This is a genomic window from Paenibacillus sp. FSL E2-0178, assembly GCF_038593005.1.
Lineage (GTDB): Bacteria > Bacillota > Bacilli > Paenibacillales > Paenibacillaceae > Paenibacillus_AQ > Paenibacillus_AQ phytohabitans.
Map to the genome: position 1 here is coordinate 6655358 of NZ_CP151953.1, position 21553 is coordinate 6676910.

Here is a 21553-nt window from a genome sequence, read left to right on the forward strand (position 1 = left end):
TCAGGCCAGGCGGACAAGCGCCTAACTCATTGCATGGATTTCAGCTGTTTACCGACATGCTGGGGGAATAACTGCAGGGGAACCTGACCTCCGCCGGCAGCCTGCAGTGTCTTGTAGATATCCACCTGACCCCAGCCATAGTATTTATCATGTCCGGCATCACCCAGATCCACCGCATTTGAGGTCAGCAGCTCGGTTACTTCCTTATTGGTCAGCTCGGGGTTCAGCGAGCGTACCAGCCCGGCGAGCGCTGCCACATGAGGGCTGGCCATCGAGGTGCCGGATAATGCCGCATACTGATTATCAGGATAGGTGCTGGCGATACTCTCCCCGGGTGCAGCCACATCGATATAATCCCCGTAATTGGAGAAAGACGCTCTCTCTCCGGTGGAATTGGTTGCGGCCACGGCAATTACCTCCTCATAGGCGGCAGGGTAACCCGGCCGTTCGGTATTGTCATTGCCGGAAGCGGAGACAATGACAACGTCGCGGTCATAGGCATATTTGATGGCATCATGCAGGAACTGGGAGTCGGCATAATTGCCCAGGCTGAGATTAATCACTTTGGCGCCATGGTCGGCAGCCCAGATAATGCCTTCGGCAACGGAATAAGTGGTGCCAGCCCCGGAGTTGTCGAGCGCTTTTACCGGAAGGATCTTGTTATACCAGCTGATGCCGGCCACACCTTCCTCATTATTGGTCAATGCTCCGATGATGCCTGAGACATGCGTGCCATGCCCGACATCATCATCCGGAGCTCCACCGTTAGTTATCGCATTATATCCGGCCAGCAGCTGGCCCTGCAGATCGGGATGGTCCGCCTGAACTCCGGTATCCACCACGGCTACAACGACTTCCTTGCTGCCTTTGGACAGATTCCAGCCCAGCTCTGTTTCAATGGCCGGCAGATTCCACTGATAGGTGGAGAAGAGCAGATCATTAGGCGTTATAACATTGGCTCCTGTATTTTCGCTCACTGTATCATTGGTTAAATACATATAGTGAGGCTCGGAATATTGCGGGTGCCATTTATAAGCGAAGTAGGTTTTGAGCTGGGAATAGTTCATCTTCTCTGAGCGGAAAATATAGGCATATCCCAGCTTACGCGGCTCCTTGCACTGAATATCTGCGGCAATGGTCTGGAGCTGGCCTGCTGTAGGATGCCCGCTCCGGAACCGGACGACGATCTCGTTCTCGTAGTAGTGGCTGGCATTCTCGTTGTCATGGCCTGTCTTGACAGTGAGGTCCTGCAGCGTATCGGCATGAACGGATTCTACGCGGTACTTGCCTTCCTTAGGATAAGGGATCAGACGAAGATTCTTCAGCTGGTGCTGGGCTACCCGGTCAAGGATCTTCTGATTGATCAGGGCGATGACGCCGAGCTGGCCCTCCTGGTCACGCTGTGCCACGAAATAATATTTCTTGCTGCCGATTACAAAAGACGGGGACTCATAGGCTTGATGCCCCTTGATGGCCGACTTGGCTGTGTTCAGGTATTTGAGCAGCTGCTTGTTCTCCTGGTCCGTTCCTTCCGGAAGGGAGGATTTGTAGGTAGTTGTCTTCTGCGTGCGGAAATCAATCAGCATCAGCATGGTGATATGACCGTGTCCCTGCTGCAAGTTCCTGGCATATGCTGAGATATCCTCAGGCGAAGCGCCGTGGGTATCCGAGAGCATAGTTCTAAGATGCTTGCTTACATCCACGCGGTTCAGGCGGTCAGTAGCACTCACATCTTGTACCAGGGCCGTTTTCTTGATGATTTTCTCCTGAGAGGGATTCGGCACAGAGGCTTGTCTGAGGGTACCGCTTATGGCGCTGTCTTCCGGCCGCAGGGCAAAAGTAAGCAGCACCACCGTCAGCGCAGCAGTGACCAGACCGGCGACGGTTAAATTTTTTCGTGACATGGTTTCCGCTCCTTCCTGGCATTGTAATACCTGTTAGGTTTAGAAGAGAGGGCCGGTTTTATGCACCCTTAGAAAAGGATACCGCCGTACAGGGTTTTATGTTAATATCAGAAAATAAGCGCTTTCCGGGGCTTGTATCCGGTCTGCCGGACCGGGATGACTCTCCTCACCTGCGGTGGGTGGAGACCGGTGAAGTTTTGTGATACTATCAAGATAGAACTACTCGAAATGATTATGTCGTAACGACTACAAAGCAAGGACTAATAAGGGGGAGCAATCGCCATGTCAGCAGCTAATGTGCAGAAATTGTGTGAATCGACGAGAGAAAAACTTAAATCCGTAATCGGAAAAATGGAACTGTTCCTGAACGAGCATGCGCTTCCGCAACTGGTTGCCGAAGAGGATGAAGAAACACTGCATTTCTATCAAGGGTTCTTGTCCGATCTCCGCCATCTGCTGGTGTTCTCGGAGATGTCTTATGAGAAGCTTGGGGTTGCTCTGCGCCGCGCCACTTTTGATGAAGCCTTCGCGCAAAAAGCGCTATATAATGTATATCATTTTGGAGTGAACAACTTCTTCTATCCTAAGAACGAAAGCTACTCCGAAGATGGACGCTATGCCTACACAGGTCAGGATGCGATCCGTTTCCGCAAGAAGCCGGTTCGTCCGGCACGCGATATTATTATGGAGATTACCAAGGTCTATGAAGAGCTGCGTGATGATCTGGCTTATTATGAGAACGATTATTTAACGGAGAAACGGATGCAGAATCAGGTGTAATACCGGAGCTGCCGGTTTCAGGTAAAGGACCGGGTTTGTCATGAGCAACATGACAGCCCGGTCTTTTTTGCGTGCACAATTGGATGTACATATGAACGGCTCCATTCATCAGCTGGAAACCATTCAGCCGCATAGCAGTAAAGCGGAGAGGACATAATGAAGCCGAGGTGATCATTATGACAAACGCAAAACCGCTTGTGAGATGCAGTGTGAGCAACTGTCATTATTGGGGAGAACAGAACCTGTGCCGTGCCGAAGAAATTGTTATTGAAATTGACAAGCATGCAGGCAGCCATTTCAAGGAAGAATATGCTGAAGAGCTGACGGCAAATAATCATCATGACCATGCCGGAACTTCATCCGCAACCTGTTGTCTGACGTTCAAGCCGAACGCCTAGAGGAGGCCCTTATGGACAATCAGAATGATGAACCCAAAGTGGACCGTTCGGAACGCAGGAAAATTATTTTGCGTCCGCGCAGAGTGGATTATCCCCGCCGGGACAGAAGTCATAACGAGGAATATGCTGCTGAAATCAGTCCGCTTCCCGTACAGGTCCATAGTACCGCAGGCAGGGAAACAGAACGTACAACCGGCGGTGTAAAGGAAAGCGATGAACGGACAATCGGTTATATTGGCCTCGGATTTGGTGTGGTTTCCCTATTTATCTGGTCAATAATTATGGGGCCTATTGCTGCAGTGCTCGGGTATTATGCCTATGCCAGGGGACAAAAAACTGCTGGCGCCTGGTCCATGGGACTTGGAATTGTCTCTACCTTAAGTTATTTTGTCTTAATTCCTTTTGCCCGTTAGGGTAAGCTGCATGCAGAAATATGATTTCAAAACAGGCTTTCAGACCTAACTATGCGGGTCTGAGGTCTGTTTTTTCTGTTTGGCATATAGTAATTACTGCAAATAAATTGTAAAATAAAGCCGTATTTCAAATTTAAATAGAATGCTTTATTTTGTTTATATAGATTTATGATGAAAGAGGGAATGGGAGCATGGCAATCGACCCCGCTGCAGCAAGCGGAACCGGGCAACTGAAATGGGTTGATCTGAGGAGTTCAAGCATGAAGGGCGGAAGCGGCAAGGTTTCATCCGGGGTAACAGGTTCTTCGGCAGCGGAATTCGCGGCTTTACTACAGCAGGCGGCCCTGCAATCCGCAAGCGGCGGCAGCAGCGGAAGCACTTTAACCTCACTCACGGATGCTTCTTCACTAAGTAATCTGCTCTGGCAGCAGCTTGGTGGAACAGCTGAAACGTATGACGGCATTTCCGGGGAAATAACGCACACGGTGCCGACGGATTATGAAGAGCTGATCCAGACGGCCAGCGCGAAATATGGCGTTCCTGTTGATTTGATCAAGGCTGTAATTGATACGGAATCCTCGTTTAATCCTAATGTTGTTTCTTCTGCAGGGGCCAAAGGACTGATGCAATTAATGGATGGAACGGCGAACGGTCTGGGTGTCTCCGATCCGTTTGACCCGGCCCAGAGCATTGACGGAGGCGTACGCTACCTTTCTTACCAGCTCAAACGTTACAATGGCGAGGAGAATATGGCACTGGCCGCTTATAATGCCGGACCAGGCCGCGTTAATAAGCTTGGCGTCAGCAACGATGCCGAACTGATGGCTAATCTCTCAGAGCTTCCGAAGGAAACTCAGGCCTATATTGCCAAAATAGAACGCGCCCGCGCGCAATACGCGTTATAATATAAAGGATCAAACGGAATCTGCATCCAGCCGCTCCGGCGGCAGCAGCCCGTTTGATCCTTTTTGCAACATATAAATAAAGTATGAATTTTGCTATACTTATTCTTTCTCGCTGAAACGATAAGCAAAGGAGAACGCCGATATATGCTGTATTGGGATTATGCCGCTGCCGCTCCGCCGTATGAGGAGGTAGTGCAGACTATGGAACAAGTCATGAGGCAGCACTTTGCCAATCCCTCATCTCTGCACCGTGCGGGGGCGGAGGCGGACAAGCTGATCAAGCGTGCGCGGGAAGTGTGTGCGGCAGCGCTTGGCGTGCAGCCGCAGGAGATAGTGTTTACCTCTGGAGCTACTGAGAGCAATAACCTGGCCATCAAAGGGGCGGCGCTGCAATATCAGGGCAGAGGCCGACATATAATAACTACCGAGCTGGAGCATCCTTCAGTCTATGAGAGCTGTCTTCAGCTGCAGCAGCTTGGCTGGGAGATTACCTTTATTGCACCGGACAGCTCCGGAGTCGTCGAACCCGCGCGGGTTGCCGCTGCGGTTCGGCCGGATACCGTGCTGGTTAGTGTAATGCATGTGAATAATGAAATTGGCACGGTGCAGCCGCTGCAAGAGATTGGACGGCAGGTCAAGGCGGTGAACCGCCGGACACTGTTTCATGTCGATGGGGTGCAGGGCTATGGCAAGCTGGAGACCCGGCTGAAGGAATGGCAGGCGGATCTGTACAGCTTGTCAGCGCACAAAATCCGCGGCCCGCGCGGAACAGGAATCCTGTATGTACGGGAAGGCGTAACCTTGTTCCCTCTGCTTACCGGAGGTTCACAGGAGATGGGCAACCGTGCCGGAACAGAGAATGTGCCAAATATTGTAGCCACAGCCAAGGCGGTGCGCATGAGCGGCGAACGGCGGCAGGAATTCACCCGCCGGATTACGCCGCTTAAAAAACAGCTGGAGGATTATATATCAGGAATTCCGGAGCTTGTGCTGAACAGCAGCGGAGACGGGGCGCCTCATATTGTCCATTTCTCTTACCCCGGAATGAAGGGGGAGGTTATGGCCAGGAAGCTGGAGGAACTGGGAATGGCCGTTGCCACCCGCTCCGCCTGTTCGTCACGGCTTGCAGAACCGAGCCGGGTTCTGCTGTCCATCGGGAGAGACCGGGCTGCTGCGCTTGGCGGCATCCGTATCAGTCTGGGTGACAGCCATACGAAGCAGGAGGTGCAGCAGCTGGAGCAGGCGCTGCTTGCCGCTGTCCAGTCTTTGAAGATTGCTGAAGGAGGCGTGAAATAACAAATGACAATTATAGAGTCAGACCACGGAGCAAACGCTGCGGGGATTGGAAGCAGCATTGAATATGCGGATATGCTTCTGCTGCGCTTTGGAGAATTTATCTTAAAAGGAAAAAACCGCAGCCGGTTCGAAAAAACAGTGCTCCGTCATGTGAAGGAGATGGTTAAACCCTATCCCGGCGTGGTGCTTAGCAAAGAATTTGGGCGGATATATGTCGAACTGAACGGTGAGCCGGCGGGAGAATTAACGGATGCACTGAAGAATGTATTCGGCATTGCTTCAATTAGCCCGGTGAAGGTGTCCCGGTCGGAATTTGAAGAGATTCTTGCAGCCAGCAGGACATTCCTGAATATTATTGCCCCGGCAGCAGGAACGACCTTCAAGGTTAGTGCCCGCCGGGTATGGAAGGGATTTCCATATGGCTCCATTGAGATGGGCAAGCTTATTGCCACTCCTCTGCTGCAGGGGTATCCCGGGCTGCTTGTGGATGTGAAATCTCCGCAGATGGAGCTGAGAATTGAGATTCGTGAAGGGCATACCTATATTTTCTGCGAGAATATTGCCGGTGTCGGCGGGTTCCCGCTCGGTACGAACGGCAAAGCAATGCTGCTGCTGTCCGGCGGCATTGACAGCCCGGTTGCGGGCTGGTCATCCATGCGCAGAGGACTTGAAGTGGAATGTGTCCATTTCTACAGCTACCCGTATACCAGCGAGCTTGCCCGTCAGAAGGTTGTAGATCTGACGCGGGTACTGTCGCGTTATGCCGGAGTGATCAAGCTCCACCTGGTTCCGTTCACGGAGGTCCAGACCTCTTTTACCGGAATTGGCCAGGATAATCTGATTATTACACTAATGCGCCGGGCCATGCTGCGGATTGCTACCGCTCTCGCCGAACGCGAAGGGGCGCTGGCCCTGATCACTGGTGACAGTCTGGGGCAGGTCGCCAGCCAGACGCTCCCAAGCATGAATGTCATTGGCCGTGCCACCGAGCTGCCGCTGCTGCGTCCGCTGGTGATGATGGATAAGAGTGAGATTGTCGGAATCTCCCAGAGCATCGGCACCTATGACTTGTCCATCCTTCCTTATGAAGATTGCTGTACGCTGTTCGTGCCCAAGTCGCCGACGACGAATCCGAACATGCGGATTGTGGATAAGATTGAAGCCACGCTGCCCGGGTACCAGGCACTCCTGGAAGCGGCTGTTGCCGGAACAGAGACGGTGTCGATTACACCATACGGTGATGAGAAGCCGAGCGATGTGATCCCTGTACAGGCAGGTTTACAGGAAGAATGGTTCTAGAATAGCTGAAGAAGAGGTGCCCTGCAGCCGGTAATACTGGTTGGCCGGGGCACCTCTTTCTGATATATGGCGATATATGCATTACCGGGTAGAGTTGCCGCTATGCGGAATTCTGCCCTGTGCGCGGTGGCGCTGCCAGAGGCCGGCGGCAAGGATGCCTGCAATCACCAGAGCAATAAACAGATAATGGAGCAGCGGCTGCTGTTCGAAGAAGGGGGCAATCCGCTTCTCACTGGTAATCATACTTGCGGCCGTGAAACCAAGCACGGCTGAGCCGATATAGATAATCCAGGAATATCTGTTGATCAGCTTGATGAACAGCGTGCTGCCCCAGACCACAATCGGCACGCTGATCAGCAGCCCGAGCACCACGAGTGTAATATTGTGTTTGGCTGCCCCGGCGATCGCGATTACATTATCCAGCCCCATCGCCGCGTCTGCGACAATGATCGTCCGTACGGCCGACCACAGTGTTCCTCCGGCCTGTATGTCCGTGTCCTCCGTATTTCCCCCTGTCAGCAGCCTGTAGGCGATCATAATAAGCAGCAGTCCGCCGAATAGCAGCAGCCAGGGCACTTTGAGCAGCCACACAACAAGAATCGTCGCGATAATCCGCAGCACTACGGCGCCGCCTGTACCCAGCAGGATCGCCTTCTTCTGCGAACTTCCCTGCAGGTTCCGCGCGGCCAGTCCGATCACAATGGCATTATCGCCGGCCAGAATCAGATCGAGGAAGACAATATTCAGCAGGGATAATATGAAATCCGTAACGGATGGATTCAATAGGGGTCACTCCTCGAATTTGTTGGGAAGATATACGGGCTTTTTTGACATACGGCAGGCAGGCTATAATTTTGTATACGCTGGAACAGCCCCGCTCATGCGTAGTTTCTAAAAAAGCAGGACAGGATGCATAGCTTGTCACCCTGAGGCATACATGTATTTACATGGAGTTCAGGGAGGTTGAAAAGAATGGATTCTTTATTGCTGCTGGGTGAAATACTGATGATCAATCTGGTGCTGAGCGGAGACAACGCGATGGTCATTGCGATGGCCAGCAAGAATCTCCCGGAGAAGCACCGCAGGCAAGCGGTATGGTGGGGAGCTGCAGGGGCAGTGGGTTTGCGCTGCATCCTGACTTTTGCCGCAGTGCTGCTGCTCAAAATTCCTTATATTGAAGCCGGAGGCGCGATACTGCTGCTCTGGATCTCCTTTAAGCTGCTGCTGGAGGAGGAAGGGGAACTTAAGATTGAGGGGAGCTCCAGTGTATGGAAGTCGGTGCGCACCATTCTGCTCGCCGATTTCATCATGAGTCTGGACAATGTGCTGGCGATTGCGGGCTTGGCCAAAGGAGATCTGGCACTCATCGTAATCGGGATTGCCATCAGCATTCCGATTGTGGTCTGGGGAAGCGGCATCATCGTGGGCTGGCTGCACCGTTTCCCGGTGCTGGTCTTCATCGGAGCCTATATTCTGGCGTATACGGCCGGTAATATGCTGCTGCAGGATGCCAAATTTGGTGCGGTCATTTCCTTCATGCTGCCTACATTCCACTCCATGCTGCCGATGGTGCTGGGGATTCTTGTCGTAGTAACAGGTATGCTTAAGCGGAGGATGGTATCTGCAGGATAAGAAGCGGCAATACTAGAGGCTGTGCCAAAAGCTGGAAAGCTTTGGTGCAGCTTTTTTGTGCAATTCCCCCGAATACACGAAGAATGATGGTGTTTTAATTATTTTTCAGATAAAATATAAAATGACGAGGGCCAGAGAAAAGACGCGAATTTTGAAGGGATGGGTGAAAGATGTCTTCCAAAAACGACATGAAACTGGGTGTGTTCATCGCCGCCGCCGGCATTGTGATTCTGTTCGGGAAGCTGGGGGTGTTCGGATTTCTTGGACATGCCTTGTGGCCGCTCGTAATTCTGGTTCCGGGCCTGTTCCTGCATGTGCTCTTCTTCACCCGCCGTGCTTCTGCATCTGTATTAATACCTGCGGGCATATTAACGGTATACGGTCTGCTATTTGGACTATGCAATACATGGGGCTGGGACCTGATGAGGCATTTATGGCCTATCCTGCTGCTGGGCATTGCGGTCGGACTTTATGAATATTCGCTGTATTCTTCAGCCAGAAGCAGAGGACTAACAACAACTGCTGTTATCCTGGGGCTGCTAAGCATTGTATTGTTCATCTTCACCCTGCTCGGGACTGGAGCCTTGTATCTGCTGGGTGCCGTTCTGGTTGCCGCAGGCCTATGGCTGATGCTGGGCCGGGGCAGACCGGGCGGGCGCAAGAAGTGGAACGGCGGCTGGTAAGACAACCGGGTAAACGGCACAGACTGAGGGAATGGGCACCGCTGAATGTAACGCAAGGCAAAATTAGAAAAATTAAACGAAGTTGGTAACGTTTTTTTCAGAAAAAGACTTGCTTTTCATGGTGCTTTCACGATACTATTAAGGATATGTTGGAGCGTCGGGTTTCTGCCTGGCGCTTCTTTTGTGAGACTGCCGTGACATGCTATAAATTTAAACATTTTTAATTTGATAAATGAGAGGATTTGGATACAAATCATGCATTCAAGAAAAGATATTCGTAATATTGCGATCATTGCCCACGTTGACCATGGTAAAACAACACTCGTCGATCAGCTTCTCCAGCAATCAGGGATTTTCAGCGCGCACGAGCACTTGCAGGAACGGGCCATGGACTCTAACGACCTGGAGCGGGAACGCGGAATCACTATCCTAGCCAAAAATACAGCAATTACCTATAAAGAGTTCCTGATCAACATCGTAGATACCCCTGGACACGCCGATTTCGGCGGTGAAGTAGAACGTATCATGAAGATGGTTGACGGCGTACTGCTGGTTGTGGATGCTTATGAAGGCTGCATGCCGCAGACTAAGTTCGTTCTGCGCAAAGCGCTGGAGCAGCACCTTACACCTATCGTTGTCGTGAACAAAATTGACCGTCCGGCTGCACGTCCGAAGGAAGTTATTGATGAAGTTCTGGATCTGTTCATTGAGCTTGAGGCCAGTGACGATCAGCTTGAATTCCCGGTTGTTTATGCTTCTGCGCTTAACGGCACATCGAGCATGGACCCTGAGAAGCAGGATGAAACGATGCTTGCCCTTTACGAAACCATTGTTGAACATATCCCGGCTCCAACTGAAAAAGTTGAAGAGCCCCTGCAGTTCCTGGTAACTCTGATGGATTATAATGAATACCTTGGCCGTATCGCCATTGGCCGTGTTAACCGCGGTGTAATCAAGCAGGGCCAGTCCGTAACTGTTATCATGCGTGACGGCAAGAGTAAAACAGCACGTATCGAGAAGCTGTTCGGTTTCCAGGGCCTGAAGCGTGTTGAGACTGAAGAAGCGGGTGCAGGCGACATCGTAGCAATTGCCGGTATCAAGGACATCAACATCGGTGAGACCATTGCCGATCCGCAGCATCCAGAAGCGCTGCCTGTTCTGAAGATCGACGAGCCTACAATGCAAATGACGTTCCTCGTGAACAACAGTCCGTTTGCCGGTAAAGAAGGCAAGTGGGTAACTTCCCGGAAGCTGCGCGAACGTCTGTTCAAAGAGCTGGAAACGGATGTCAGCTTGCGTGTAGATGAAACGGATTCGCCTGATGCATTTGTCGTATCCGGCCGTGGTGAGCTTCACCTGGGTATCCTGATCGAGAATATGCGCCGTGAAGGTTACGAAATGCAGGTTTCCAAGCCTGAAGTTATCGTCAAGGAAATCGACGGAGCCAAGATGGAGCCGCTTGAACGCCTGATGATTGATGTTCCGGAAGAAAGCATGGGCGCTGTTATGGAAAGTCTGGGAACACGCAAAGCAGAAATGGTCAACATGATCAATCATGGTACTGGCCAGGTTCGTCTGGAGTTCCTGATTCCTGCACGTGGCCTGATTGGTTACAACACCTACTTCCTGACCCTGACCCGCGGTTATGGCGTTATGAACCATGCGTTTGACAGCTATGCTCCACTGATTGGCGGACAGGTTGGCGGACGTCACCAAGGCGTACTCGTATCCAGTGAAACCGGCAATACGACTCTATATGGCATGATGGGCGTAGAAGACCGCGGTATTCTCTTCCTGGAACCGGGAACTGAAATTTATGAAGGCATGATCGTAGGTGAGCACACCCGCGATAATGACATCATTGTAAATATTTGCAAAGAAAAACAGCTGACCAACGTTCGTTCTGCAACGAAGGATGAGACTGTTAAGATGAAGACTCCGCGTATGTTCTCTCTGGAAGGCGCGCTTGAATACCTGAATGATGATGAATATTGCGAAATTACACCTAAATCCGTTCGTCTGCGCAAAAAGATCCTGAACAAGGGTGAGCGCGAACGTGTAGAGAAGCAGCGTAAAGCGGCGCAAGCCAGCCAAGCGTAAGCTGTCACCCATTCAAGCCGCCGGATGAAGAATCCGGCGGCTTTTCTTGTTTATTTTCCCGGACAGAAGACCGTTCAAATTGCGGGGATTAAAAGCAGTATAAAACCGCTGAGGATGATATAATGTAAACGATACTTATATCCGGGAGGAGTGACGAGCTGTGCAGAGCTGGTTCGCTGAGCATCCAATTGTCGCTTACATTGTCATCTTTATTCTACTGACTTATGTGTATAACCGTGTATTTCGCGTCAACCAGAAGCTGCCCATCGGCAAAGAGATCGTACTTTATATTATGATGGCTATAGGCTCGGGGATGCTGCTCATCTTCCAGCATGACAAGCTTCCGATCATCCAGTGCCTGCTGGTGGCGGTAGGGTTAATGCTGCTCGTGCGGGTCCGCTACCTGGTAGAGGCCCGGCAGAAGCGGAAAGCTGCAGCTGCGGCGAAACGGCACTAGGCGCAACTTTTAGTGCTCCGGATCGTCTAACTTATTATAAAGTTATCTAATTCTACCTGAATGAAAAGGACCTAATTCAATTATGAATACAAGCAAGGGCAGTCTGCCACCCAGATCGAACGGCCAGCAAGGAACCAACAGACAGCAGTCCAGACCCGCTGCCTCGACCAAATCAACGAAATCAACCAACTCAACCAAATCTAATAAGAAGAAGCCTAAGAAACGCGGGTTTTTCGCCCGGCTGATGAGACTGCTGCTGATCATCCTCCTGGTTGCCGTAATTGCGGCGCTGGGCTACGCAGGGTACTTGTACTGGAAGTTTGATCAAGGAGGGTTCGGAGTGGACCAGCCGGTTCAGGCCGGGCAATCCGCTTCAGAGAAGCCGCTTACGATGCTGCTGCTAGGCACTGACAACCGTCCGAAGCACCCGTCCAATCTGACGGATGTGATTATGGTCGCGGCGCTGAACCCGGAGACCCAATCGGCGACCGTAGTCTCACTGCCGCGCGATACTTACGTAGAGCTTAGCGGCTATAAGAAAACGAAAATCAATGCGTTCTACTCCCGCTTCAAGAGCAAGGAGAAGACCTCAGGGATTCTGGCCGGGGATGAAATGAAGACCATGATGAGTAAATATCTCGATATTCAGGTCGATTATGTTACTGTGCTTGATTTCCAGGGCTTCCGGGATATCGTGGATGAATTCGGCGGTGTAGATGTCAATATCAGCGAGAATATGTGCTACACGGACAGTGTGGACGGAACAGATATTAATCTCAAGAAAGGCCAAGCCCAGCTAAACGGGGATAAGGCGCTTGATTATGTACGTTACCGTAAATCCAATTGCAGTCCGGCAACGAAGCCTTCCGATGATTTTGACCGCAATAAACGCCAGAATGAAGTGCTTAATTCGCTGATCGCGCAGATGCAGTCACTCGGAGGGGTGCTCAAAATCGGCAAGGTGCTGGATGCCGTGGACGATAATCTGGCCAGCGATATTGAGAATGCCCAGATCAAGAGCATGATAGCGACTTACTGGAATATATCTAAGGAGAATGTAGAATTTGTGCCGGTGACAGGAACCTGGCGCAGTCCCTATGTATATATTGACGATAAGGAGCTGGACGCAGCCAAGCAAAGCCTTCAGGACCAGATATCCGGCCTCTCAGGTGCCGCTGCTGCTGCGGCCGCAGACAGTCCTTAAAGAGCAGGAAAGAATCTACAAATTGAATGCAAGTTTCATCCTGTGCTATAATATAATAAATTGAATGCACTCACGCCGCATAGGGGGCCTGTACTTATGTCCGAAGCCGTTGCTCAGCTCAACGAAACTCTGCTAGCTATGCTGCAGTCGGAAACCTTTGTTCTTCTAAACACTGTGGATGCTGAATCCGGTGGCCCTACATCTACTGCGATTTCCTGGATCTATGCAGTGAGCCCTTCTATTGTGCGCTTATCGGTAGATCACCGTTCCAGACTTGTGAACAACATGAAGGTCAACCCGCTGGTAACCATTACTGTATTTGGTGAGGGAACGGTTCATGCCATCAACGGGCGTGCTTCTGTGAAGCAGGATCCGCTGGAGGATGTTCCTTTTAAGATGTGCTGTTTTGATGTTGAGATTGAAGCGGTCCGCAATGCGCTGTTCTACGGCGCTCATCTGGAATCTGCTCCGAAATATGCGAAGGTATACGATGCGCGTGCGGCTGAGAAGCTGGACGGACAAGTATTTGCCGCCATGCAAAAAGCCTAGTGTGCCATCACTAGGCTTTTTTTGTCTCCAGATCCTGCGCTTTGTACAGGAATGTGCGAGCTTATTGTCCGTTACCTTGCGGTTTGGTATCCTCCGGCAGCTGCGGGATGATCCGGCCGATAATGTCGGCCATTTCTGAGGCGAAGCCGGATACCGGGTTTCCCTTGGTAATATGCTTTCCCATCTCGGCTAACCTGCTGGTGAGGTCCATGTCGGCAGTAACGAGCGTTCTTACACCCCTCGGGTCCTTGCGGATAGCTTCCGCTACCGTGTATTTCACGCTTCCGACCCGTGAGCGGGTAAGCGATCCGTCGACATCAATGCCGACAACGGCAATGTTGTTCATTACGACACAGTGGGCTCCGTTTACACCGGGAACTCTTTTGGCTAACTGTTCAAAATGATCCTTAAGTGCAACATCGCTTTCGCCCTTAACGTCAGAAGGTTGTCCGTTCTCTGGTGTAGGTTCAAGGGCTGTACCATCTTCGGACAATGTCCGTACTCCGTGATTCCCCTGGCTGCTCAAGGCCTTTGACGATTGTTTATCCTGAGGAGAGGGTGATGTCTCTTTATTAGCGATACCGCAGCTTGTCAGCAGCAGCAGTACCAGCAACAGACACATTGATTTTCTCATATGTGCTTACTCCTTTCAGCCATAGTTCAGTGGTTTACCTTATCTTGCCCTTGCTGAAAAGAGTTATGTATGATCAATCAAACCAGGCGCTGTGGAGGGGATAACATGAAAAAGATATTCGTACTAGACACTAACGTGCTACTGCACGACCCCAATTCGATTTTTGCTTTCAAGGCGAATGAAGTTGTCATTCCCGCTGTAGTCCTGGAAGAAATCGACTCCAAGAAGCGTAATGCCGATGAAATCGGCCGCAACGCCCGCACCGTGTCACGCTTGTTAGACGGACTCCGGGAACTGGGCCACCTGCACAGCGGTGTGGTACTGGAACATGGAGGCACGCTGAAGGTAGAGCTTAACCACCGCAGCTTCGTAAAGGTACAGGAAATGTTCGGGGAGGTCTCGAACGATAACCGCATATTGGCTGTTGCCCTCAATTATCTCCATGAGGAGAATGAAAAGGCTGATCCCAGTCCTGTGGTACTCGTAAGTAAAGATGTACTCGTCCGCATCAAAGCGGATGTGCTTGGCATAACACCGGAGGATTATTTATCCGACCGCACCGGAGATTTGAATGAGCTGTACTCCGGCTGCCAGTCGCTGATGGTGCATCCTTCGCTGATCGATGAATATTATAGTCACCGTTTCTTGTCCATCAAACAGCTGTCGTTGTCCTACCCGCTCTACCCTCATGAATTTGTCATTCTGAAGGATGAGATTGGCAGCGGCAAATCAGCCCTGCTCAAGGTGAACAGCGATGCCAGCCGACTCGAACCGCTGTACCTCGGCAATGATGCGGTGTGGGGCATCAGCGCCCGGAATGCCCAGCAGCGGATGGCGCTTGAGCTGCTGCTGAATGATGATATTCCGCTGGTGACCATTACCGGTAAAGCGGGTACAGGGAAGACGCTGCTGGCGCTTGCCGCCGGACTGTTCAAGGTGGAGGACGAACATAAATACAAGAAGCTGCTGATCGCCCGTCCAGTGGTCCCGATGGGTAAGGATATCGGGTATTTACCGGGGGAGAAGGACGAGAAGCTCCGTCCATGGATGCAGCCGATCTATGATAACCTCGAATTCCTGTTCGATACCAAAAAAGCCGGAGATATCGATAAAATATTGATGGGCCTGGGCAGCATCCAGGTTGAGGCGCTCACCTATATCCGCGGACGTTCCATTCCGTCGCAGTTCATCATCATCGACGAGGCGCAGAACCTGTCCCGGCATGAAGTGAAGACGATTGTCTCCCGCGCCGGTGAAGGCAGCAAGGTGATTCTGATGGGAGATCCGGAGCAAATCGACCATCCTTATCTGGATGCCGCGAGCAACGGGCTCAGCTATATCGTTGAGAAATTTAAGCAGCAGGGCATCAGCGGCCATATTACCCTTGAAAAGGGTGAGCGTTCGCATCTTGCTCAGCTGGCTGCGGATTTGCTGTAGCCTTACGCTCTTCGCACCTGGCATAATAGGCTTCAGCCCGCAAGCTTAACTGGCAGCACCCGCTCCTCAATCGGCAGCCCGCCGGTTGATAAGCACAATCACGGCCGGGAGATGACCACTCCCGGCTTTTGTCTGCCCCGCCCCGGAACGGTGGAGGGGATGCTCTAAGATAGCTGGAGCCGATAAGGCGGGAGTGCCGGAGGGGAATTTTGGAACTGGAGGAGCGGGAGCGTCCGCCTTTGTCTCCGGATTTCAACCGCGCGCAGCGGTCTAATCGAAGAAATCTGGAGACAACAGTGGCCGGAAGTCCAAATATTCACCGCAGGTGCGAATACCGCTCAACCGGCGACCGGTTCATCAGACTAACCCCCTCACGCCGTTCACACCTATATAATAGAAAGAGAACGTTTTCACAAACGCAGACAAGCACGTATATGTCTGCTAAAATGAGGAAGACGAGGATCGCGGGAGGAGAGAGAAGCACGTGCTGAGACGCAAAAACTATTGGCTGCTGTTTGCTGTTCTGCTGCTGTCGCTGACAAGCCTGTCGCCCAGCATGGAGCTGGACACGGACGAGGGAAGTTATCCGCCCAGACAGCCGCTCGACCAATCAGAGCACCCCCCTTCAGGTGAACTTGGGGACGAGCAGAGCTTGACCATCCGCGTATCGCTCAGCAGTTTGGAATTTAGCGTACTGCAGCGGATCAGCAATAATTACAGCCTGTCGAGCGGGGTCAGCGTACAATTGACCAATGTGAACACTGAAGAAGACGGAGCCTCTCAGGTGCGGGAGGAACTGACGGTTGGGGATAGTCCGGATATTGTAATGCTGGACGGCCACAGTATTTTTGATCTGGCTTCCCGGGGTTATTTGTTGCCTGTAGATATATACCAGAGTGTTCCCGGGAGCACCCCTCTTACCATGCTGATCCCGCAAATGCAGTGGAACGGATACGACTGGGGCGTTCCGCTCGATATTGATCCCTATGTATTGGTATATTCTCCGCAGCGGCTTGCGGAATGGGGGCTGTCCGGGGCACCGTCAAGTCTGGAAGGATGGAACGGACTGCTGGGCCGGCTGAACGGGGACGAGACGAAGGAACATTATTTGCTGGCAATGGATACGCGGAACCCTTATGGTTATGCTGCTGTACTGCAGAGCATGGGAGGCGGACTGCTGTCTATGAGTGATGCGCAAGCAGCTTGGACGGAAGCTGCCCGCGGATATTTTTATCTGACCAGCCGGTTTAATCAGGATATCTGGGATATGCTGCAGGATGGCAAGCTTGCGGTGGCCGTAGTGCCGCTCTCCGAATGGAGAAAATATGGAAACTCCACGCTGGCGGTCCAAGCACCGCTGGAACAGACGGGCCACAACATCTACGAGGCAATCCATAGCCGCTTTTTTGCGCTCCCTGCACAATCCGGCAGCCCTGAAGCGGCGGTTAAGTGGCTTGCTTATGTGACCTCGAGCTCGGCTCAGCTGGAATGGCTGGAGAATACAGACCATCTGCCTGCACTGGATGAGCTGTACCGCTCTGGATTGCCTGAAATCTCCCGGCTTCCGTTCGACTCCGGATTATTCCTCACCGATGATAATGCCCCCGAGTCAGACTCTGAGGGCGAGTGGAGCCGCAAGGCTGAAGCGGCAATGCTGCTCCTGACCGGCAAGCTGGATGCTGCAGGATATCAAGCAGCGGCCGCAGCCTCAGAATGAGAGGGACAGCTTGACATGGAGCACGCCGTCCGAGCTGGATACTTCTGTGGCATGCAGGAATGAGACGATTTTTGACGGATAGAAGCCCAGATCGAACTCTTCCTCCAGCGCCTGACGGGTGGTATCCGGCAGCTCCAGTCCATTGAAGACCACATGGTCCACATGGAACATTAATCCGTTGACCGGTTCCTCCTGAATGGTGTAATGACCGGTCAATGTCAGTGACAGTCCGCCGCTTTTCCCCGTGGCTGTGATCTCGTTATCCTTGAAATGAAAAGCGAAATCCTTGAACAGCGTATTCTGCGTGACCAGGAATTCGTTCAAATCCTCTTCCTTCAGCGCAAGATTATAAGTCATCCCCTTACGGACCAGCACACCGTCCCGGTTCTGAACGAATTGCGGCAGATGCTTCATCGCCGAGGATAACGCCTTGAAATAAGTCTTAACCTCATGTATTCCGATATTCTCCCAATATTTACTGAATTCCTCCAGCAGTACCCCCATGCGCTCAGGATCTGTACTGGCCTGAATCCCGCCCTCAATTTCTTCATTCAAAGCAAGCACACGCTTCTGCTGCTCCTGGAGCGCTGTTTTGAGTCCGGCGAGCTCTTCAGAGCTGCGCTGTGCGGCCGCAATTGTTTTTTTCAAATCCTTGTATTGTGTTTCATACTGTGACAGCGTGTCCCGGTCCTGCCCCATAATAATCTCATAATAATCATAAAGAGCGAGTACTCTGCTGATGCTTTTGGCGGACAGTAAGGCTGCAAGCAATCCGTCGCGTTCCCCCATATAATAAGCCCGCACAACTGCGCCTGCGCGTTCCTGCTGATCTGCAATGGCCGTTTGTTTGGCGGCAGACTGCCGGGTCAGCGTGGCGACTTCACTTTCAAGTGCTTGTTGTTCTGCCGTAATCCGGACAATCTCCCGTTCAATCTCCGCTGAGGACAGAGTCTGTTCGAGCAGCTTGCGGGTTTCTTCATTATCCGGAACGGCAGGTGCTGAAGCACTGAGGCCGGAACCCGGGTCGGCGGACAGATATACCGGTGAAGCCAGCGGCAGAAGTGTGCAGGTGAGAAGGAGTAAAGCTGCAAATAACCGACGTAAGGAACTGCGGAATAACACCACATCACCACCTTGAACAGAGTTGAGTAATAGGTATGTACTAATAATATGTTTCTGCCTGTTAAAATATCATACCCTGTTTCGGCATCCTGGAACTACATTCGGACAAACAAAATTACAGCGAAAACATATAAATTCCCATACAAAAAAAACGGAGTTGCTCCTTGAGATAAAGGAACACTATCCGTTTCAGTGCGGTATATGCGTTACAGCGGCAGACCCATCTGAAAGACTGTCCAATAACTGAAGCCTGTAAAGGTCAGGATCATATAACCCCAGAAGAGCAGAATGTAGGTCTTTTCCGTGAATTTCATGTAGCCGAGGATCACAAAAAAAGCGGTTTGTAAAAAGAATAGCAGGGCCATTTCCGTAAGATCACCGGCGAAAGCCATAAGTCCGATAACGAGTGTGAAAAATCCCAATACGCGAAACATGCGGTCCAAGAGAGAGTCCCCCTTCCAGTATGAATCCGGATACTGCTGCTTACCATTCATTATAACGGCTCTGCAAAACACTGTAAACGAATTCATTGAAAAAAAAGGCAGGAAATCATAATTTTTATGATTTTTATAATTGACACAATCTTTTCTCTTCGAATTCGAGAATTTATAGCATTGTAAGTATGAGGTTCAGCCAAAATGGCAATACAATTTAGTATCAAATAGATTCTATGAACTCTAATAGAGGCATAGAAATGGAGTAAGCAGCTTTTATCCCTATTCACTACCCGGCAAGAGCTGCCGGTTCTGAAGATGGTTATTTCATGATGTTGTTAGGAGGGTTAGGCTTTATGACAGCCGTTAGACAGGATGCTTGGAGTGCGGAAGATGATCTGATATTGGCAGAGATAACGCTGCGTCATATCCGTGAGGGCAGCACACAGCTTGCTGCTTTTGAAGAGGTGGGTGAAAAAATCGGCAGAACCTCGGCTGCCTGCGGTTTCCGCTGGAACAGCTGCGTACGCAAAAGTTACGAGGATGCTATTGGAATTGCTAAAGGCCAGCGTCAGAAACGAAGTTATTTGAAGAAACAGCCGGCTTCCAGAGGTGCGCAGGTAGCGGGACTGATTCTTGGAGACATTGAGGAGGACTACGGACGAAGCGAAGGGTTAAGCGAGAACAGCTTATCGATTGATGCGGTAATCCGGTTTCTGAGACAATGGAAAGGCACGTTCCAGGAGGCTGGGCGGCAGCTGAAGATGCTGGAGCGGGATTTGCGAGAGAAGGAAGATGAACTGACGGAGCTGAGAGCAGAGAATGAACGCTTATCCAAGGAAGTCAATCTAGCCCAGAGCGATTACCGTGTAGTCAATGATGATTACAAAGCGCTGATCCAGATTATGGACCGGGCCCGCAGACTCGCATTTCTAAATGAAGAAGAAGAGGAAAAAACCCGCTTCAAAATGGACGCGAATGGAAACCTGGAACGGATCGAATAGAACATGAATCCCGCAGATCCTGCATCCCAGTGCCTCACGGCACCGGCATTGCAGGATTTTTTGTGTTTTGCTTTGAGCAGAGGTGCAGGATATAATTAGGAAAATTACCGGGCGGCAGGAGGATGTGTTTGCATGAAAATTGATATTATAGGGGCGGGGGCGCTCGGACTCCTGCTTGCCGGCAAGCTCATCAGTGCGGGGAGTGAGGTCAGACTGTGGTGCCGGAGTGAGCAGCAGTGCAGAGAATTAGCAAGCAGCGGTCTAACAGTCAGCTATGAGGACGGCGGGGAGGCGATATCCGTTAAGGGTGACCGCTTCTCGGCCGAACCGGTGAGTAAGTATACGCAGCGGCAGCTGGCGGATCCGGGAGAGGTGACATTGCTAACCGTCAAACAAACGGTGCTGCATCATGAGCTTCCGGAGATTCTGCGGCCGCTTCAAGACCGGAATCTTACAATGATATGTTTCCAGAACGGCTGCGGACATATAGAGCTGCTGCAGGAGCTGCTGCCGGAATCCTCCCTCTGGGTGGCGGTAACCACTGAGGCTGCCAAGAGGAAAACATTAACAGAGGTTATTCATGCAGGAAAAGGGGAAATCTGTATAGGGAAAAGCAGTCACTCTCTGCATCACAATGAATTAAACGCGCAGGATTGGGACCGTGGCAGCGTAATAAGTTTTGCTGAGGCCCTTGCAGCAGCAGGATTCAACGCCTCTCTGTCGAAAGAAGTGGATACCATCATTTACCGGAAGCTTTTGATCAATGCTGTAATTAATCCTCTAACCGCAATATGGCGGGTCCCAAACGGCGGGCTGTTGGCTTCGCCTGAGCGTGTACAGATCATGAAGGAACTGTTCACAGAGGCTGTACAGACCTATGATGCCTGCGGGATTACCTATGAGAAGCATGTCTGGGAGGCCATTCTTGAAGTATGCCGGGCTACATCGGGCAATATTTCATCCATGCTGGCCGATGTGCTTGCCTCAAGGGAAACGGAAATCCGCTGGATTAACGGAAGCATTGTGAATATGGGGCTGCAGCACGGGGCGCAAGTCCCGCTGCACCGCTGGATCTGCGGACTGGTAGAGGGCATGACTGTGAGGGAGAGGTGAGGCTGTTTGGAATTTTTGCGGAATTCGTTCGGCGTGTTAAGCGTTATTCCGATTGTTCCTTTTTTAATTGTATATTTCACGGGCATCGGTCTTAAGCAAGAGAAGAGGAAAACTTTTTTGCTGGCGATGGACGTGACTACTTTATTTTTACTGCTGTCAGTTTCAGGATTATTTAATACGATCTTTCATTCGAATTTCGGGTTCTTTCTTATACTACTTATTGTATTAATATCCGCTGGACTGATTGGAGGCGCGCAAAACCGGCTCAAAGGATCGGTAGACGGAAAACGGTTACTACGGGCAGTTTGGCGACTTTCTTTCTTTTTTATGGGTGCCAGTTACGTATTATTTATGATTGTAGGCCTTATACGATACATATCACAAGCGATGTAATGTTCCGCTGCTCCGGTGAAGCGTCAACGTCACAAAATTTTAAAGAATTAAAAAAAAGTCGTTTTCAGAAAATATTGCT

22 protein-coding genes are annotated in these 21553 nt (G+C 51.2%); 17 read left to right on the forward strand and 5 right to left on the reverse strand.

All coding sequences use genetic code 11. The annotated features are described in order from the left end of the window. Positions 1-26: 26 nt before the first annotated feature. Positions 27-1904 carry a S8 family peptidase gene (locus tag MHI42_RS28845; RefSeq protein ID WP_342421389.1) on the reverse strand — a complete coding sequence of 626 codons (1878 nt, stop codon included), beginning with the start codon at positions 1902-1904 and terminating at the stop codon, positions 27-29. Positions 1905-2186: 282 nt separating this feature from the next. On the opposite strand from MHI42_RS28845, the gene MHI42_RS28850 reads away from it, so the two are divergent. The 6 genes from MHI42_RS28850 (at position 2187) to thiI (ending at position 6995) form a co-directional block, all read left to right on the forward strand. Continuing rightward, complete coding sequence (locus MHI42_RS28850) at positions 2187-2684, forward strand: YpuI family protein (protein WP_042139416.1); 498 nt, start codon at positions 2187-2189, stop codon at positions 2682-2684. 173 nt (positions 2685-2857) lie between these two features. Continuing rightward, on the forward strand, positions 2858-3082 hold the full coding sequence (locus tag MHI42_RS28855; protein ID WP_144026083.1) for a DUF1540 domain-containing protein: 225 nt from the start codon (positions 2858-2860) through the stop codon (positions 3080-3082). A gap of 11 nt (positions 3083-3093) precedes the next feature. Further along, positions 3094-3495 (forward strand): hypothetical protein, encoded by a 402-nt coding sequence (locus tag MHI42_RS28860; protein WP_342421390.1) that lies wholly within the window; start codon positions 3094-3096, stop codon positions 3493-3495. Positions 3496-3686: 191 nt separating this feature from the next. Next, a complete protein-coding gene (locus MHI42_RS28865) occupies positions 3687-4400 on the forward strand; it encodes a lytic transglycosylase domain-containing protein (RefSeq protein WP_342421391.1) in 714 nt (237 codons plus the stop codon). A gap of 144 nt (positions 4401-4544) precedes the next feature. Then, a complete protein-coding gene (locus MHI42_RS28870) occupies positions 4545-5696 on the forward strand; it encodes a cysteine desulfurase family protein (protein WP_342421392.1) in 1152 nt (383 codons plus the stop codon). 3 nt (positions 5697-5699) lie between these two features. Beyond that, complete coding sequence (gene thiI, locus MHI42_RS28875; protein ID WP_342421393.1) at positions 5700-6995, forward strand: tRNA uracil 4-sulfurtransferase ThiI; 1296 nt, start codon at positions 5700-5702, stop codon at positions 6993-6995. An 81-nt stretch (positions 6996-7076) separates the two neighbouring features. On the opposite strand, the gene MHI42_RS28880 is transcribed toward thiI, so the two are convergent. Next, complete coding sequence (locus MHI42_RS28880) at positions 7077-7778, reverse strand: TerC family protein (protein WP_039304177.1); 702 nt, start codon at positions 7776-7778, stop codon at positions 7077-7079. Between the two features lie 189 nt (positions 7779-7967). Between MHI42_RS28880 and MHI42_RS28885 the strand changes: the two genes are divergently transcribed. The 6 genes from MHI42_RS28885 (at position 7968) to MHI42_RS28910 (ending at position 13620) form a co-directional block, all read left to right on the forward strand. Next, the gene (locus MHI42_RS28885) at positions 7968-8627 is read left to right on the forward strand and encodes a TerC family protein (RefSeq protein WP_042139408.1); all 660 of its coding nucleotides are present in this window, start codon (positions 7968-7970) and stop codon (positions 8625-8627) included. Between the two features lie 170 nt (positions 8628-8797). Next, positions 8798-9310, forward strand: a complete 513-nt coding sequence (locus tag MHI42_RS28890; RefSeq protein ID WP_076244067.1) for a hypothetical protein — start codon at positions 8798-8800, stop codon at positions 9308-9310. Positions 9311-9565: 255 nt separating this feature from the next. Beyond that, positions 9566-11410, forward strand: coding sequence for a translational GTPase TypA (typA, locus tag MHI42_RS28895; RefSeq protein ID WP_039304185.1), 1845 nt, complete (start codon positions 9566-9568; stop codon positions 11408-11410). A gap of 160 nt (positions 11411-11570) precedes the next feature. After that, the gene (locus MHI42_RS28900; protein WP_042139406.1) at positions 11571-11867 is read left to right on the forward strand and encodes a YlaH-like family protein; all 297 of its coding nucleotides are present in this window, start codon (positions 11571-11573) and stop codon (positions 11865-11867) included. An 82-nt stretch (positions 11868-11949) separates the two neighbouring features. Next, complete coding sequence (locus tag MHI42_RS28905) at positions 11950-13071, forward strand: LCP family protein (protein WP_171721003.1); 1122 nt, start codon at positions 11950-11952, stop codon at positions 13069-13071. Positions 13072-13167: 96 nt separating this feature from the next. Continuing rightward, positions 13168-13620 (forward strand): pyridoxamine 5'-phosphate oxidase family protein, encoded by a 453-nt coding sequence (locus tag MHI42_RS28910; protein ID WP_039304195.1) that lies wholly within the window; start codon positions 13168-13170, stop codon positions 13618-13620. A 61-nt stretch (positions 13621-13681) separates the two neighbouring features. Here the strand turns inward: MHI42_RS28910 and MHI42_RS28915 are convergent, their stop codons facing one another. After that, complete coding sequence (locus tag MHI42_RS28915) at positions 13682-14254, reverse strand: YhcN/YlaJ family sporulation lipoprotein (protein WP_171721005.1); 573 nt, start codon at positions 14252-14254, stop codon at positions 13682-13684. Positions 14255-14359: 105 nt separating this feature from the next. Between MHI42_RS28915 and MHI42_RS28920 the strand changes: the two genes are divergently transcribed. Together MHI42_RS28920 and MHI42_RS28925 are read left to right on the forward strand one after the other, a co-directional pair. After that, complete coding sequence (locus MHI42_RS28920) at positions 14360-15691, forward strand: PhoH family protein (RefSeq protein WP_039304201.1); 1332 nt, start codon at positions 14360-14362, stop codon at positions 15689-15691. Positions 15692-16175: 484 nt separating this feature from the next. Beyond that, entirely contained in the window at positions 16176-17408 is a 1233-nt protein-coding gene (locus MHI42_RS28925) for an extracellular solute-binding protein (RefSeq protein WP_342421394.1), read from the forward strand. Here the strand turns inward: MHI42_RS28925 and MHI42_RS28930 are convergent. Both MHI42_RS28930 and MHI42_RS28935 read right to left on the reverse strand, forming a co-directional pair. After that, positions 17400-18530 carry a hypothetical protein gene (locus MHI42_RS28930; RefSeq protein ID WP_342421395.1) on the reverse strand — a complete coding sequence of 377 codons (1131 nt, stop codon included), beginning with the start codon at positions 18528-18530 and terminating at the stop codon, positions 17400-17402. The genes MHI42_RS28925 and MHI42_RS28930 overlap by 9 nt on opposite strands. 206 nt (positions 18531-18736) lie before the next feature. After that, positions 18737-18973 carry a DUF2626 domain-containing protein gene (locus tag MHI42_RS28935; RefSeq protein ID WP_039304209.1) on the reverse strand — a complete coding sequence of 79 codons (237 nt, stop codon included), beginning with the start codon at positions 18971-18973 and terminating at the stop codon, positions 18737-18739. A 347-nt stretch (positions 18974-19320) separates the two neighbouring features. On the opposite strand from MHI42_RS28935, the gene MHI42_RS28940 reads away from it, so the two are divergent. The 3 genes from MHI42_RS28940 (at position 19321) to MHI42_RS28950 (ending at position 21474) form a co-directional block, all read left to right on the forward strand. After that, complete coding sequence (locus tag MHI42_RS28940) at positions 19321-19968, forward strand: RsfA family transcriptional regulator (RefSeq protein WP_039304213.1); 648 nt, start codon at positions 19321-19323, stop codon at positions 19966-19968. Between the two features lie 132 nt (positions 19969-20100). Next, on the forward strand, positions 20101-21081 hold the full coding sequence (locus tag MHI42_RS28945; RefSeq protein ID WP_342421396.1) for a 2-dehydropantoate 2-reductase: 981 nt from the start codon (positions 20101-20103) through the stop codon (positions 21079-21081). A gap of 33 nt (positions 21082-21114) precedes the next feature. Next, positions 21115-21474 carry a DUF3397 domain-containing protein gene (locus MHI42_RS28950; RefSeq protein WP_342424821.1) on the forward strand — a complete coding sequence of 120 codons (360 nt, stop codon included), beginning with the start codon at positions 21115-21117 and terminating at the stop codon, positions 21472-21474. Positions 21475-21553: the final 79 nt, after the last annotated feature.